The following is a 17393-nucleotide window of genomic DNA, read 5'->3' as shown; positions in this document are numbered from 1 at the left end:
AAAAACTGCCATAACAGATATTCTTAAGACTATGAAAAACAAAAAAAATACAATACTGATCGTTAATTTGATCTTTATAATACTGTTTTTAGGATGCGAAGATGTACTGGAAACCACAGCTTATTCAGAGTTAACCACCGAAACAATTTTGAACTCTGAGGATGGTATTAATTCAGTATTAAATGATTCTTATGCCGAATTTCGTGACTCCTATCTATATCGTATATGGGGACCCGACATTACAACCGGATTTGTATGGAGCCGCGGAGGGTCTATTGAAGTGGATTTTGTAGACTATGAAAACTTTACCTGGAGTACCACACATGCCCAGATAAACACACATTGGCAAACTTTATACCAGGCGATTCGGAATGCAAATATTGTGTTAGCAAACCTTGCCGGAGATAACTTTTCAGGTGAGTTTGTTCAGTTAAAAACCGCAGAAGCAAGATTTCTTCGTGCGTACAGCTATTATGAGCTATACTCGGTATTCGGTCCTGTTCCGCTTTTAACAACTCCGGAAGACCTGATACTTCCAAGAGCATCAGAAGAAGAAATAAAAACCTTTATTACCAACGAATTGACAGCAGCAGCTGCTGATTTGCCCTGGCCTTCAGATGCATTCGGCAGAGCAACAAAAGGAAGTGCGTTAGGTGTACTGACAAAATTCTACCTGAATACAAAACAGTGGAGTCATGCCGCAAGTACAGCCCAGGAAATCATCAGTTCCAATCAACATGAGTTGATGGATAATTATAAAGATGTTTTCTCATTTGAACATGAAGGCAATTCCGAACTTCTCTGGGCAATCACATACAATTCGCAGGGAGCAAATCAATTTCTTAATGCTCTTGTTTTTCCTAATGCAGGGTATCCATTCCCACCAGGAAACTCGGCATTTGCGGCTGTCACATATGTTTTTGATGACAAAGTTGATATGTTTGATGAGTCCGATTCCCGGAGCGATCTAATTGTCAAACAGTATACAAATACCAATACAGGGCAAGTCGTTCAACTATACGGTAATGACCAATCCATTCCGGCTAAATATCCGCATGACCCGAATGCCTCAGGAACATTTGAAGGACAAGACATTCCAGTTGTGCGGTATGCCGATATTCTATTGAGCCGGGCTGAAGCATTGAATGAAACAGAGGGGCCTACTCAGGAAGCGATTGATCTTATTAACCAGGTGAGGGAAAGAGCCGGCGCTTCTGCGGTGAGTACGGGTGATTTTACTCAGGAATCCCTGCGTAATTTTATTCTTCAGGAACGAACCCGCGAGTTTTATTTTGAAGGGAAGTCGCGTAGTGATCAAATAAGGCATGGCGTATTCATTTCCAACGCACAGGCTCGTGGAGTAAATAATGCACAGCCACATCACCGTCTGTTTCCGATTCCCCAAGCTGAGATGGATGCGAACCCCGAAATGATCCAGAATGAAGGGTATTAAAAAAAGCATTCAATAATTGGGAAACTGGTCAAGAACCTGTCAGGTTTTGTAGAATCGAAGCCTGACAGATTTATTGGCAATACATTACTATTTAACACTTAAATAACATCAATGGCGAGCACACGAATTGAATTTCAAGAAGTGAACAGGAAAATATTAACGGGCATTTTACTTGTTTTCGTAATTGTGGGTTGTGTAAGTAGCACATCCAAAGAGGCAGACAAAAAGCCAAATGTAATCCTCATTATGGCAGACGATCTGGGGTACTCCGGTATTTCTGCTTTTGGCGGTATTGATCTTGAAACCCCGGCGTTAGACAAGCTTGCTGAAGATGGAGTGATTGCAACAAATTTTCATGCAAATGCACCCGTGTGTTCTCCAACAAGAGTATCCATTATGACCGGTTCCTATCAACAGAGAGCAGGCCTTAATTTTATCTATCCTGAAAGCAGTCCATCAGGAGAAAAAAGTTCTGCATATGGGTTGGTTCCGGAAACGCATCCCTCATTTGTTAAACTGCTTCAGGATGCCGGATACAGAACCGGTGTTTTTGGAAAATGGCACTTGGGGATGGACGAGAGCTTCAACCCTGTAAATCATGGTTTTGATGAATTTCGTGGGTTTCTGAAGGGGAATGTTGATTTTATTTCTCATATGAACACCACACCAGAAGTTGATTGGTGGCACAACACAGAACCCACCGATGAGCCCGGTTATGCTACTGACCTTATCAACCAGTATTCTGTTGATTTTATAAAAGAAAGTGAAGGGGAGCCATTCTTCCTTTACATTCCGCACGCAGCTATTCACACACCGATCCAGGGAAGGAATGATCCGCCTATCCGGACTGAAGAAATCTATGCATACAGCAATGAGGGAGATATGCCGGAAGAGGAATTTCAGCGCCGATACCGGGAGATGATAAAAATAATGGATGATGGTGTAAAAATGATTGTGGAGGAATTAGAGAGGCAGGAAATTTTAGATAATACGTTCATCATTTTTATTTCAGACAATGGAGCTACCGCAACTGCTGCAGAAAAATATCCAGGGGCGAATGGTTTCTTCAGAGGGAGTAAGGCAACCTTATACGAAGCAGGAACTCGTGTTCCAGCCATCTTTTACTATCCAAAATCTATGGAGAAGAAAAAAACGGATGAGATGATGCTTACCATGGACCTGATGCCCACAATTCTTGACATTACGGGTATTGAAAACAATAGAGAAATTGATGGTGTATCTCTTTTACCAATACTGGTGCACAATCAACCGATGCCGGATAGAAAGGTATTTTGGGCTAATATAAATTCTATTGCCATGCAGGACCGTGAATGGAAACTTATATGGCAAAACAGTACAGGTTTTGGAAATTCGGGTGGGCCACCTGAGTTATCAGTTGAATTGTTCAATATGATGATAGATCCAAAAGAGGAGAATGATCTGAAGGAATATTATCCTGAAAAAACAGATAGTATGAAAGCCGAGATCATGGAATGGTGGGAAGAAGTGACACATGGAACCAGACTCGAGGGGTCTTCACCTCATGAATTTGATTTTTCACTATTCAGAAGATAAAGACCTCTGAAAAATTTCATGACTTCAGATGGGAAAACTCTTGACAATTTACCAGCAAACAGAAATAGATCCGAAATAAGTAATCGATATTTATTAATCATTTATAAGTATGAAAATTCAGCATTATAAGATTCCAATAGTATTCATTCTAACTTTTTTAATTTTCTTTGCAGGATTATCCATTGCAAAATCTCAAAATTCAAAAAGGCCAAACATCGTCTATATTCTTCTTGACGATGCAGGGTTTTCTGATCTCGGTTCTTATGGATCAGAAATCAACACTCCGAATATGGATCAACTGGCAACAGAGGGTATCAGGTACAACCATTTTGAGACTCGGGCTATATGTTCACCCACCCGGGCGGCACTGTTGACTGGAAGAAACAGCCAGGCTGTAGGTATGATGGATCTGGCCGGTGGCAGCGAGGATGGACCTGCTCATTCCCGTGGATATGTGACACCAGAAGCAGCTATAGTCGCACAAATTCTTAAAGAAAATGGTTATCAGACAACTGCAACCGGGAAATGGCACCTTACTCCGCCACAAGAAATGTTTGATGAATCAACCAATAGTGCTTCCACAAGAAGGAACTGGCCGACCGGAAAAGGGTTTGATAATTTTTACGGATGGTTGACAGGTTGGACCGACCAATATAATCCATCCGGCCGAGGTCAGCGCATAATCGAAGGTGATATGCCGGCAGAAGAGAACAATCCCGGTGGTGAACACGTTTCTGAAGAAATCGTTACAAAAGCTATTCAATACCTTGATGAAGGGTTTAAAACCAATCCGGAACAACCTCAATTTTTATATCTGGCATTTGGTGCCATTCATGCTCCCATCCAGGTTCCCGAAGAGTATATTGAAAAATACAATGGAGCTTACGATGAAGGATGGGACAAAATTCGCCTGGAACGTTTTGAACGACAAAAACGAATTGGGATCATCCCCGAGGATGCTGTTTTAACGGCCCGCCATTTGGATGACCCGGCATGGAACAGCCTTTCGGATGAGGAAAAAGCAGTTTTTGCCCGTTTTATGGAAGTATATGCCGGTTTTACAGAACATACCGATGAACAAATCGGACGACTGATTAATTACCTCAAAAGTTCCGGACAGTATGATAATACCGTGATTTTCCTGATGTCGGATAACGGGGCTGCTCCAGAAGCCGGCGTTGAGGGAAATTTTGAGCATCCGTATGGCGGCCAAATGACAATTTCAGAAATGTATAACAGGCTTGATGAGCTCGGTTCTGAAAATTCATCCGCACTTTATCAACGGCCCTGGGCCCGGGTTGGAGCCACTCCATTTCAGAAGTACAAATTGTGGCCTCATGGGGGCGGAGTCCGTGATCCGTTGATCATCACATGGCCGGAAAAAATTCGCGACAGCGGGTCTATTCGTACCCAATACGTGGAAACCATCGACATCACCCCAACAGTTCTTGATATCCTGGATATTGGAGCACCGGAAGAACTTGACGGCGTCGAGCAAATGGATTTTCATGGAGAGAGTATTTTGCCAACATTTACCGATCCGAATGCCTCGACCCGAACAACCCAATTCTATTTGATGCGGGGGAACCGTGCCATCTACCATGATGGGTGGAAAGCCATTGCCATCCATGAACGAGGTACGGATTTTGAGGACGATCATTGGGAACTCTATCATGTTGAGAAGGACTTCTCCGAAGCTGTTGACCTCTCTGCTCAATACCCCGAAAAAGTGGAGGAGATGAAAGCACTCTGGTGGACAGAAGCCGAAAAATATGGTGGACTTCCTCTTTTGGAATTCCGTCCGCCCTGGCTTCGAAATAATAATGATGATGATGATGATGATTAAAATTAAACCTGTATGTCATGAAAAAAATGATATTAGCGATCCTCCTGGTCATAACTTTTGGAGCTATTTCTTTATCTGTTGCCCAGCCATCAAATCCATCCAAGCCCAACATTGTAATCATTTTTGCAGATGATTTAGGGTATGGTGATTTGAGTTCGTACGGCTCTCCAAATATCCGAACACCGAATCTCGATAAAATGGCGTCGGAGGGTCAAAAGTGGACCAATTTTTACGCTGCAGCCAGTGTTTGTACCCCTAGCCGTGCAGGTCTGTTGACGGGGCGTTATCCTATTCGAAGTGGTATGGCCAGTGATGTGGCGAGGGTTCTGTTCCCCAATTCAAAAGGGGGATTGCCACAGCAGGAAATCACAATAGCCGAGCAGATGAAAACGGCGGGATATCAGACTGCTATGGTCGGAAAGTGGCACCTGGGGCACCATGAACAATATCTGCCAACACGGCATGGCTTTGATTCCTACTACGGTATTCCCTATTCCAACGATATGGATCGAACGCCGGAAAATCCACAGCAGGGAAACTATTTAGACGGTTATTGGGAATTTGCTAATGATCCAATCCCTTTGGAATACTTCAACGTTCCGCTAATGAGAAATACTGAAATTATTGAGCGTCCGGCAGATCAAAATACCATTACCCGCCGGTATACGCAGGAGAGTATCAAATTTATTGAGGAGAATAGGGACAAGCCCTTTTTCCTTTATTTAGCACACAATCTGCCACATATTCCTCTTTTTGTTTCGGATGAATTCGAGGGACACAGTGATGCCGGGCTTTATGGAGATGTTGTTGAAGAAATTGATCACGGCGTTGGGCAAATCATGGATAAGCTTACTGAACTTGAAATTGCTGAACAAACATTAGTGGTATTTACTTCAGATAATGGTCCCTGGCTTATTTTTGAAACGCATGGAGGAAGTGCCGGCATGCTGCGTGCAGGTAAGGGAATGACCTGGGAAGGAGGTATGCGTGTTCCGGGAATTTTTTGGTGGCCCGGAACGGTACAGCCCGGTATTGTAACCGATATCGGCAGCACGATGGATCTGTTTACAACGGCAAGTCACCTGGCTGGAGTTGAAATACCGGACGACCGAATTATGGATGGAGTCAATTTAACACCAGTTTTATTGGGTGAGGGGAATTCTCCCAGAAATGAAATGCTGTTTTATCGGGGAGCTACCTTGTACGCGGCCCGAAAGGGTAGTTATAAGGCACACTATATCATCGAAGGAGCCTATGGCTCGTTTGAGCAGAGAACCACGCTGGAGACTCCACTCTTATTCAATTTAAGCGAAGATCCGGGGGAGAAATATGATATAGCAGATCGGCATCCCGAGATACTGGCTGAAATAGAAGAGATGGTTCAAGTCCATAAACAAAACCTTGTGAAGGTGAAAGATCAATTGGCTGAACGAGAAGATAACTGACAGTTTAATCTCTCAAACCGGTGCTTTTTCTCTATGGAAAAAGGGCATCAGCATAAGAAGATTTCTTGAAATTGGTGTTGAGAGGAAGCGCTGCATTTATCAAGGAAATGAAGCAACACAGCAATTTTTATGAGCAAAAAGTCGTGCAGAATGTTTAAGAAGAATTCATTTAAATCGTCATATCGCTTAAAATGGCCGGCCAGCCTCTTATGCATGATTACTACTACAGTCATGTCTATGACAAACGTTGGTTTGGCACAAGATAATGATCGACCAAACATCTTATGGCTGGTCAGCGAAGACAACAGCCCTTACATCAGTGCTTATGGAGATGGGTTTGCTGCCACTCCAAACATCGATAGATTAGCCGACAGCGGATTCACCTATACTCATGCTTACGCCAATGCACCGGTTTGTGCTCCCGCGCGGAATACCATCATCACGGGAATGTATCCTCCATCGAATGGAACACAACATATGAGGAGCAATTATCCGGTTACAGAGCTGATTCAATTCTTCCCGCAGCTGCTAAAAAATTCCGGCTATTATGTTACAAATAATTCGAAAGAGGATTACAATATCGCCGAAGAACAAACTAACGGGATTTGGAATGAGTCGAGCAATGAGGCGCATTACAACAACCGGGAAGAAGACCAGCCGTTTTTTGCGGTATTTAACACTAATATCACCCATGAAAGTTCTCTTTTTCGGGTAAAACCGGATGAGGAATTACGCCACGACCCTGCTGAAGTAGATTTGCCTCCCTATCATCCAGATACACCCGAGCTCCGCCAACAGTGGGCTCAGTATTACGATAACATTGAAGATATGGATGCATGGGTAGGGGATAAACTCCGGGAACTGGAGATGAGCGGGGAAGCTGATAACACCATTATTTTCTATTATGGAGACCATGGAGGTGTTCTGCCGCGCAGCAAGCGTTTTGTCTACGAAACCGGCACAAGAGTGCCACTCGTTATATCCATTCCTGAAAAATACAAAGATCTATGGCCGGCCGGACAACCCGGTAGTAAAGTAGATCGAATGGTAAGTTTTGTGGATCTTGCTCCCACTATTTTGAGTATCGCGGGGGTGGAAGTCCCAGATATTATGCAGGGTCATGCATTTTTGGGTGACCAGGCAACGGATCCTTCCGAATATGTGTACATGTTCCGGGGACGAATGGATGAACGCTACGATATGAGCCGAGCCGCTAGAAACCGCCGCTTTCGATACATACGCAATTATATGCCTTTCAGGATGTACGGACAAAATGTGGATTTTCTTTTTATAGCCACCGGTGCTCAATCCTGGAGACAGACTTGTGCCGCCGGAAACTGCAATGAAGTACAAAACCGGTTCTTTGGCACCAAACCTGTTGAAGAACTTTACGACACCCAAAATGATCCCTGGGAAGTGCACAACCTGGTGGATAACCCGGAATATCAGGATGTTTTAAATGAAATGAGAGCTGAGACGAAGGGTTGGATGGTGGAGATCAAAGATACAGGTGTAATGCCGGAGTGTCTGATGAGGTCTGTTGGACAGGAACAAGCTTTATATGATTATATCCGCCAGGAAAATATAGATGTTGAAGAGTGGATTGATATTGCAAACAGAGCTGTCTCTGCCACCGAACAGGATGTTCCGGAGTTTACAAGATTGCTGACATCAGAAGACTCTGTAAAGCGATATTGGGCAGCAGTTGCTCTTCGGATACTTGGTGAAAGCGCCGATTCTGCTGCTGGAGAGTTGAAAACAGCCGTTTCGGAAGAGTCGGCGCCATTTGTTCATTCAATGATGGCCGAGGCACTTTATTCGATGGCGGAGAAGGATATTGCACGGCAGGAGTTTATTGAACTCTTGGAGCATGATGATTCGATGGTTCGCGAGTTTGTATTAAATGCAATTGACAGTGTGGATGATGAGAGTCAACAGATCAAAGATGCCGTCATTGAAATGTCGAAAAGAACAAATGGATTGCAATGGGGCAATCAGGATCACCGAATTGTAATGCACCTTCTGGATAAATGGAATATGAATGCTGAGGCTGTTGGCCTTGAAATTGATATGGGTTGGATTGGAAATTTTTCACCATAGATAAATCCGGTCAAACCAAATGAACCATGATTTACAGCCAGATTGGCGCGTCCCGGACAAAGAAATTGTCTGGATTTTTTGTCAGCTTTTGAAAGCACAGATCTGTTCCTCCAATGAATGATAAATTGCAGATAAACCTTCATTTATCCTTTCAAAATTATAACTTGTAGTCATGATGTATGGTAATAAGAGTATCTTTTCTGGAATAGTTATTATTAGCCTTGTCCTTCTTTTTTCATGTAAAAATGAAGGAAAACAACAACCGGTTTCACAGAGTGAGGGAACAAGCATATCTCAAGCTGAATCTTCCGGATCGAACAGCCTCTCAGCATCCGACTTGCGTGATGCTTCTTTAAATGGGAATATTGAACTTGTAAGACAGGCCATTCTTCAGGGTGTGGATGTGCAGGATGCGGACGAATTAGATCGCACAGCAATGATGTTTGCCGCATATAACGGCCACACCGAAATTGTTCAATTATTAGCTAAAGAGGGTACCGAGATCAACAAAGTTAATAGTGAGGGACGTACTTCACTTATGTTTGCAGCCAGCGGTCCTTTTCCTGAAACAGTAGAGTTTTTACTTGAAAATGGAGCAAGTCCAAATGCAAAAGACAATATTGAGGGATGGACACCCCTGATGTATGCTGCAGCCGAGGGAAATACTGAGGTTGTGGAACTGCTTTTGGAGTATGGCGCAGATCCAAATATGGAAGATACGGATGGTGAAAAAGCTATCGATTTTGCATCAAACAATGGTCATACAGATGTTGTAACTTTATTGGAGAATTAATTGTCTTGACATTTTTTTAGCAGTTAGCAGAATTTGTTTTCATGTCGCGATATAAACTGATTTTTGTACTGTTTCTCTTTCTATGTTTTTGCATTGTATACAGTTGCAGCCGTTCTGGATATAGCGGCATGGAAGGATCCGGGCAGGGTTCTGTTGATCATCGTTTTGTTGGCGGACAAACCTGCCAATCGTGCCATAATAAAGAATGGGAAGAGTGGCAGGGATCTTATCACGACTATGCTATTGCCGAACCGGACAGCGCCTCTGTTCGTGGCGATTTCAGTAACGTTGAATTCATAAATGGGAACGAGACCTATCGTTTCTTCAGAGATGGAGAATCCTACATGGTAGAAGCGCCCGGACCCGATGGAACTCCGGCTATTTATGAAATATCCTATACGTTTGGCTGGGAGCCTCTGCAGCAGTACCTGGTTGATATTGGAAAAGGCAAACTTCAAGCTCTTCAGATAGCCTGGGATGTTGAAGAAAATCGCTGGTACTCACTTCAACCGGATGAGCCATCCGAAGCGGGTGACTGGCTACACTGGACGGGCGCCGGGATGAACTGGAATACCATGTGTGCCGATTGTCACTCTACGAATTTGAAGCAAAACTACATTGCCGAGGCCGACTCTTTTCACACAACCTGGTCGGTTATTGATGTAAGCTGTGAGGCGTGTCATGGTCCCGGTGCCGATCATGTGGAATTTATGAACAGTCCTGAAGCTGAAAATGCTTCTGACAAACGCATCCGCCAGGATCTGGATTTGCCGTCATTTGTATCTCAAAAAGATCAGATCAATACTTGCGCACCCTGCCATTCATTTCGGCAAAAACTAACGGATGATTATATTCACGGGGATGAATTTCTAGATCATTTTGACCCGATGCTGCCTCATCCTGACAACTATTTTGCAGACGGACAGATCAAAGGAGAAGTGTACGTTTATGGTTCATTTCTGCAGAGCAAGATGTATGCAAATGGCATAAAGTGTACCGACTGCCACAATCCTCATACACTTGAATTGAAGCAACCTCTGGCCGGCAACCAACTTTGTATGCAATGCCATGTTCAGGAGTACAACTCGCCGGAACATCATTTTCATGAGGCGAGTACAGAAGCATCCCAATGTGTGAACTGCCATATGACCGGCAGAACATATATGGGAAATGATTTCCGTCGTGACCACAGTTTTCGTATTCCGCGTCCCGATCAAACAGCCCAATTTGGTACACCAAACGCCTGTAATGATTGCCATACGGATCAAACACCTGAATGGGCCAGCCGCGCCATAACGGAATGGTATGGAGAGGATCGGCCTCCTCACTTTACCGATATTCTGGTCCGGGCTGATCATGCAGAGGAAAGCACTCCGGGAGTTCAAATGGGTCTCAGAGAATTAATAAATGATCCATCTCAGCCCGAGATTATTCGGGCAACCGCAGTCTGGTATGCCGGTCATTTTCCGGATATGAATACGAGTGAGTTGATTCGGGAAGCATTAGAATCAGAATCAGCATTGGTCCGGAGCAGTGCTGCAAAAGCGGTTGAAAATCTTCAGCCGGAAATGAGGTCTCTTATTCTGAGAAGAGCTTTAAATGATTCTGCCCGTTCCGTCCGGTTATCTGCCATGCAAAACCTGAATGCTTTTACGGAGGAAGATTTTGGAGACGCCTACAAAAATCACTTCAGAAATGCTTTACAGGAGTACAGGGCTTCTCTGGAAGTAAACAGGTATTTCCCCCAGGGAGAAATGAATCGTGGCCAGTTTTTGGAACAAAAAGGAGAAATTGAACAAGCCATACAGGCGTACCAGGGAGCTCTTGAACGGGACCCGGAATTTAACCCTGCACGTATCAATTTGGCATATTTGTACAATAGCCGGGGGCAGAACAATGAGGCCGAAAAACTGTTGAGAGAAGTTATTGAACAGGAGCCGGAATTTGGCCAGGCATATTATTCGCTTGCACTTCTTTTATCCGAAGAAAACCGTCTTGAGGATGCCGTTGAATATTTTGAACAGGCATCGAAATTAAGCCCCCAACAAAGCCGGGTTTTTTACAATCTTGCCATCGCAAACCAAACTCTTGAACAATATTCTGAAGCAGAAAATGCCTACCTGGATGCAATTGAACTCGAGCCCAACAACGGAGATTATCGCTATGGACTGATGACTCTCTACATGCAGCAGGAGCAATATGGCAAGGCGCTGGAACAGGCACAAATCCTCAGCCAGATCCATCCGGATAATACTCGCATCCAGCAGATTTTACAGATGATTGAAAGAGAGATGTAGATTTTTGCACCATTGATTTGACAAGGAATCAGGCATTTTTTTGACTCTTTATTTTTTTATTCGATGGGTAAAAAATACCGGAAGTGATATAATATTTTTATAAATAATGCCTGTAAACATCTTTCTTACAATGATTTGCAGATGGTTGGATTTTGAATAAAAATCAAGGGCGGAATTCTCTCTATTGCAGGGAAATGAATAAAAATCAAATGGATAGGTTTGCATAAAAAAATTAAATAAATACTTTAATAGAAAATTTTAACATCTGCCATAACCGTTATTTCCTAAGAATGTGTAATTCATTTTCAAAATGAAAAATCACTTCCAACATGTTAGTGATGAAGAGCTTTGGGAGGCTTTTGTTTTCGAAGATGATGAGATTGCGTTTGAATTTTTATACAAACGATTTTATGCGCAACTCGTCAGATTTGCATGGCGCTATCTGAAAACAAAAGCGGTTGCCGAAGAACTGGTTCAGGAACTTTTTGCAGATTGTTGGGAGAATGGTGAAGAGTGGGATTTGAAAGGTTCTGTGAAATCTTACTTTTATAAAATTGTTCGGAATGAGAGCCTGAATTATTTGAAACACAAGAGAGTGGAAAACAAATACGACCCTGAATGGATGTCAACCAAAGAGGTAATCATTATGCCGGAATTCAAAGATAAAACCCGTGAGGAGCAGATAAGGCAAGCGATTAAACAAGCTGTCGAAGAGTTACCTGAAAGGAGCCGTATGACGTATAAACTTCATAGATACGACGGACTTACCTATGAAGAAATTGCCGAAGTGATGGGAGTATCGGTTAAAACCGTTGAATCTCAGATGACACGAACTCTTAAAATCCTTCGCAATCGGTTAGCATATCTGATGCCCTTTTTTCTTGTTGCATTACGCATACTCTGACCCGGATCTTCTTTTTTTGATCCGGATGTTTATAGCGAACCGTTTAAAAAACCTGCCTTATTCTGAACTGGATAAATCGTTATAAAAGAGTACCTGTCTTCAATATCCAGACAAAAGAAGAAGTAATTTTCTCTCCCCGATAAGAAAGAAATGTTCTTATTTGCTTTGTGAGGGCACTTTTGGGGATATATTTCCTACAGACTCAAATTTTTTTCAAAAAAATTACAGGGTGTCGGGATTTACAGTTGTTTTATACACAGATACATCCAAAACAGATATTCAAACAAGCTTAAATAATTGAGCTGGGTTTGAAGGCATAGGTTAGAACAGAAACCAAAACTTCGATAGATAACCATTGGATTTACAGAAAAAAACATGGGTTTTGATTCAGCGGTATGTTACCGGAAACGCCACTTTCGAGGAAAGACGAAGCCTGGAAGAATGGATGAATCAGAATGCCGACAACAGGAAGCTTGTAGAAGAGATTGAAGAAATCTGGAGAATGACTCCTGAAGAAAATTTCTCCGTTGATGTAGAGCATGCGTGGCAGCAATTCAGGTTAGAAAAGCAGAAGCCTCTGCGAGTTGTGTCTGAAAAGAGAGAGAGGAGTGCGAGGAAGCAGTCTGCAGTTTATTCAGATTCAAAAACAATGATGTACGTACTGCGTGCAGCAGCTGTTGTTTTGGTCATGTTTATTGCCGGTTCATTTTCTTATTACCTGACTCAACTGGAGCTGAAGTCGGAAGAAATAGCTGAAAAATCGATGTTTTACCAAATGCAGGAAATGGTAACCAGTCGTGGAGAAAAAGCAAAAGTTCGCTTTTCTGACGGTACAGAAGTGGTTTTAAATTCAGCCAGTTCCATTCGCTTTCCAAAAGAATTTCGTGGATCGAAACGTGAAGTTTACCTGGATGGGGAGGCTTTCTTCAAGGTGGCACACGATCCGGATCAGCCGTTCATTGTTCATTCTCATGAAGCTGAGGTTCAGGTTTTAGGAACAGAATTTAATGTGCGGGGCTGGGAAGAAGATTCCGAAATGGAAGTTGTAGTACGCGAGGGCAAGGTTTCTGTGAAGTCAATAGTTACTGAATCTGAAGACCAGCCTGAAGTTATTCTTACCAAAGGTTTTAAAACAGAGTTGATTCGGGGAGAAGGTTTATCCCCCGCCGTTAAAGTCGATCCCAGATACCATATGATCTGGACCAGTGGAGGTATGCATTTCGATAGTGTTCCGCTTTATAAAGTATTCAGAGATATCGAGCGTCGGTTTGATGTTAATATTTTTCTAGACGATGAAGATATGATGGATGTGCCTTTCACAAGTACCTTTCAGTATGCCGAGTTAGATGAAATTCTTTCTGTCATCGCCGCTTCACTGGAGATAGGGTACACACGCAACGAGAGAGAAATAAACTTCTATTAACCTAATAGGAGTTTGGTACAAGTTAAGTGTCAGGAGCGGCTGTTATGAATCGTGATTGGTAGCGCTTTTTATAAACAAAATGTCAACCTAACAAATAAAAAAAATGGTAAATGGAATACAGATTTATAAAGTATTGAGTAAGATACTTTTGTGCTCAATTGCTGTAGTGCTGGTGGGACTTCTGCCTGCTTCTTTGTCGGCATATCAGACAAATGAACATTATTCAAAGGTCGAATATCAAAAAATTACATATGCTGATCTTCAGGATATGTTTTATAAGACGGAGTTTGAAAAAAGAATTCGTCTTGATCTGGTTGAATTACCGTTAGTAGAAGCGCTGCACGAAATAGCCTCGGTTACCGGAATGAAGCTCACATTCCACGGGGATATTATCCCGGACAAACATATTACTCTTCAATCTGAAAGTATTGGTGTTAGCTCGGCCCTCGATCAGGTTCTTGTAGATACCGGCCTGGACTATCAGTTTTCCAGGGAAGGGTATCTGTTGATCAAAGTAGCAGAAGACTCTCAGGAACCGGTTTTTTTTGAACGAGTGGTTAGTGGTACGGTTGTAGATGCCATTGATGGATCTCCACTTCCCGGCGTGAATGTGGTTGTGGTTGGAAGTGAAGAAACGTCAGGCGGAATCATCGGTACCACAACAGATATTGAAGGGATATTTGAGCTAAATGTGCCGGATGACCTGAATACTCTTCTCCTCACTTCTATTGGGTATGTAGAGCAAACCATTGAACTTGAGGGTAGAACAGAATTAACCATTCAGCTAGAGCGGGCAACCGAGCTTTTGGATGATGTTGTTGTTGTTGGATACGGAATGCAACGGCAGGAGCGGGTTACGGGATCCATCTCATCTGTCCGGGCAGATCAGCTTGATGATCAGCCGGTAACCGATCTTTCCACGGCTCTTCAGGGAAGGGCTTCCGGGGTGGAAATTGTGCGGAGCGGTGGCGATCCGGGAGCTTCCGGGGCGATCCGGATACGTGGAACCGGAACAGTAAATAATGCGGATCCGCTGATTGTGATTGACGGAATGCCATCTGATATGAGAAGTCTTAATAACATCAGTTCCGATAATGTAGAGTCGATTGATGTGTTGAAAGATGCTTCGTCAGCCGCTATTTATGGAAACAGGGCGGCAAATGGAGTTATTATTGTAACAACAAAAAGAGGGCAGCTGAACCAGGAGTTACAAGTTCGTTTTAATTCGTCAATCGGGTTTTCAAATCCCATAAGCACAATTGATGTACTTGATGCACCAACCCTGGCCGAACTGAAGCGGGAAAGATATGTGAACGACGGAATACCGGTCAATCCAATTTGGGAAGATCCGGCGTATCAGACACAGCAAACAAACTGGCAGGAAGAACTACTGGGTGTGGGAACCATTCAGGATTATAACCTTTCGCTCCAGGGAGGAAATTCAACGTCCTCATATTTTGTGTCCGGAAACTATACAGATGAGCAAGGAATGATGAAGTCATCTTATTTCGATCGGTATAGTATGAAGATTAATTCAAATCATAACGTTTCTGATCGGTTAACGATCCGCCAAACACTGTCACTTTCAAAAACATCCGGAAATACATTAAATACACAATCGGCCCAAACAGGTGTATTGTGGAGTGCTATTCGGTTTCACCCGGGATTGCCGGTACAATATGAGGATGGAAGCTACAGTTCGTCTCAGATAAGTGGAGAGTTCGGTGACATCAACAATCCGATTTTTACTGTGGAAGAAGATTCAGACGCAAACAGCAATCGGCGCAGAGTATTAGGAAACGTTGAGGCGGAGTTAGATTTATTAGATGGTGTGTCATTAAGAGGTAATATTGGTATGGATTATCAGCTAAATGATTTTTATACCTACAATATTATTATTGATGATCAGATCAGGGCCAGGTCCCGCAATTCTTTGGAAAGAGAGTACGGAGAAAGCACAAATATACTTTCTGAACTCTTTTTAAACTTTAACAAATTCATCAGCCAGAGTCATAATATTGAGGGGCTTGCCGGTATTATTCTGGAAAAATCCAATGGAGAATCTTTTTTGGCCAGTCGCCAGGATTTCGCTGATGAGTCTGAGGCTCAACGAGTATTGGATGCCGGGAATACGGTTTATCTCGCGAATGGCGCAAAATGGGAAGACGGACTTCTCTCATACCTGGGAAGAGTCAACTACTCATATAATGATAAATATTTATTGACCGGAAGCATACGCTATGATGGTTCTTCACGGTTTTCATCCGATAATCGGTGGGGAATATTTCCTGCTTTTTCCGGTGGATGGAGAATATCGGAAGAAAGCTTTTTCAATCCGCTCAAATCTTTCATCAGTAATATGAGGTTGACCGTAGGTTGGGGAAGATCTGGAAATCAGTCTATTGCACGTCATCAGTTCCTTGGTCTGTACAGCCAAAATGCACAATACAGTTTTGAAGGTGCTCAGATAAGAGGCATCAGCCAAACACGCATTCCTAACCGGGATATTTCTTGGGAAACTGTTGAGATGGTAAACTTTGGTCTCCATACCAGGTTGTTAAATGACAGGGTAAATGCAACGATAGAATACTTTGTACGCGATTCTAAAGATGTATTACTCGCCCCGCCAATTTTGGGAACACTTGGTACTGCAACTGTACCGGATATCAACGTCGGAGAAATCAGGAATAAAGGTGTCGAGATTGAAGTCGGTTATACTGGTAATGTCGGACAACTGAATTTTAATGTAACTGGAAATGCATCGATCATCAGAAACGAAGTTACCAATTTGAACGATGATTTTCTTAGCTCACGAACATATGGCCGGCCGAATGAAGAACTCGCACGGACATTCGAAGGTCATCCGATTGCAACTTTTTATGGTTGGAAAACCGATGGTCTGTACCAAAATCAGGCGGAAATCAATAGCGATCCCAATATTGCCAATGATTCTCGTAAAACAAATATACAGCCCGGTGATGTTCGGTTTCTCGACTTAAACGGTGATCGACGAATTACGAGTGAAGACCGAACAATTTTAGGAAGCCCCCATCCTGATGTTACTTATGGATTAAGTACTTCGTTCGGATTTAAAAACTTAAGTCTCGACCTGCATTTTGCGGGAGCTGCTGGCGTTGAAATTTTTAATGCTGACCGTATGCAGGGACTCGATCCGACGTATCCATTCAATATGTACGAGGAAGTTCAAAACAGATGGCATGGCGAAGGTACCAGTAATTCGATACCACGGATGACAACGCTTCGCGATAATCTGAATCACCGTTCTTCTGATTTGTTTATCGAGAATGGAAATTACTTCAGGTTAAAAACACTGACCCTGGGTTATGAATTACCCCCGAACGTAAACAGCTTTGTTGGAACCAGCGGCATTAGAATATATGCAACAGGGGTAAATGTGTTTACACTCACTCCTTATTCAGGTATTGATCCGGAATTGGGTTACACCGATGGTAATCTGCAAAGAAATGTGGATTTCGCTCAGTATCCTCAGCCACGTTCATGGACGTTCGGCATTTCAATAGATTTCTAAATGAAGG

10 protein-coding genes are annotated in these 17393 nt (G+C 43.0%); all 10 read left to right on the top strand.

The features are described 5' to 3' along the window. The first annotated feature begins 31 nt into the window (after positions 1 to 31). The 10 genes from L0B18_RS16780 to L0B18_RS16735 all read left to right on the top strand — a co-directional run bounded on the left by L0B18_RS16780 (position 32) and on the right by L0B18_RS16735 (position 17386). A complete protein-coding gene (locus L0B18_RS16780) occupies positions 32 to 1453 on the top strand; it encodes a RagB/SusD family nutrient uptake outer membrane protein (RefSeq protein WP_234572963.1) in 1422 nt (473 codons plus the stop codon). Positions 1454 to 1564: 111 nt separating this feature from the next. Beyond that, positions 1565 to 3028 carry a sulfatase-like hydrolase/transferase gene (locus L0B18_RS16775; protein WP_234572962.1) on the top strand — a complete coding sequence of 488 codons (1464 nt, stop codon included), beginning with the start codon at positions 1565 to 1567 and terminating at the stop codon, positions 3026 to 3028. A gap of 109 nt (positions 3029 to 3137) precedes the next feature. Next, complete coding sequence (locus L0B18_RS16770) at positions 3138 to 4874, top strand: arylsulfatase (protein WP_234572961.1); 1737 nt, start codon at positions 3138 to 3140, stop codon at positions 4872 to 4874. 17 nt (positions 4875 to 4891) lie between these two features. Beyond that, positions 4892 to 6319: a sulfatase family protein gene (locus tag L0B18_RS16765; protein ID WP_234572960.1), complete on the top strand. Its 1428-nt coding sequence runs from the start codon at positions 4892 to 4894 to the stop codon at positions 6317 to 6319. A gap of 150 nt (positions 6320 to 6469) precedes the next feature. Further along, positions 6470 to 8419 (top strand): sulfatase-like hydrolase/transferase, encoded by a 1950-nt coding sequence (locus L0B18_RS16760; protein ID WP_234572959.1) that lies wholly within the window; start codon positions 6470 to 6472, stop codon positions 8417 to 8419. Between the two features lie 172 nt (positions 8420 to 8591). Beyond that, positions 8592 to 9212 carry an ankyrin repeat domain-containing protein gene (locus L0B18_RS16755; RefSeq protein WP_234572958.1) on the top strand — a complete coding sequence of 207 codons (621 nt, stop codon included), beginning with the start codon at positions 8592 to 8594 and terminating at the stop codon, positions 9210 to 9212. A gap of 41 nt (positions 9213 to 9253) precedes the next feature. Then, positions 9254 to 11509: a tetratricopeptide repeat protein gene (locus tag L0B18_RS16750; protein WP_234572957.1), complete on the top strand. Its 2256-nt coding sequence runs from the start codon at positions 9254 to 9256 to the stop codon at positions 11507 to 11509. Between the two features lie 310 nt (positions 11510 to 11819). Beyond that, complete coding sequence (locus L0B18_RS16745; protein WP_234572956.1) at positions 11820 to 12413, top strand: RNA polymerase sigma-70 factor; 594 nt, start codon at positions 11820 to 11822, stop codon at positions 12411 to 12413. A gap of 355 nt (positions 12414 to 12768) precedes the next feature. Next, complete coding sequence (locus L0B18_RS16740) at positions 12769 to 13836, top strand: FecR family protein (protein WP_234572955.1); 1068 nt, start codon at positions 12769 to 12771, stop codon at positions 13834 to 13836. Positions 13837 to 13939: 103 nt separating this feature from the next. Further along, complete coding sequence (locus L0B18_RS16735; RefSeq protein ID WP_234572954.1) at positions 13940 to 17386, top strand: SusC/RagA family TonB-linked outer membrane protein; 3447 nt, start codon at positions 13940 to 13942, stop codon at positions 17384 to 17386. The last annotated feature ends 7 nt before the right edge of the window (positions 17387 to 17393 follow it).

Source organism: Rhodohalobacter sp. 614A (assembly GCF_021462415.1).
In the GTDB taxonomy this organism is placed as follows: domain Bacteria; phylum Bacteroidota; class Rhodothermia; order Balneolales; family Balneolaceae; genus Rhodohalobacter.
The sequence above is the reverse complement of the archived record's forward strand: the minus strand, read 5'-3'. Positions and strand labels throughout refer to the sequence as shown.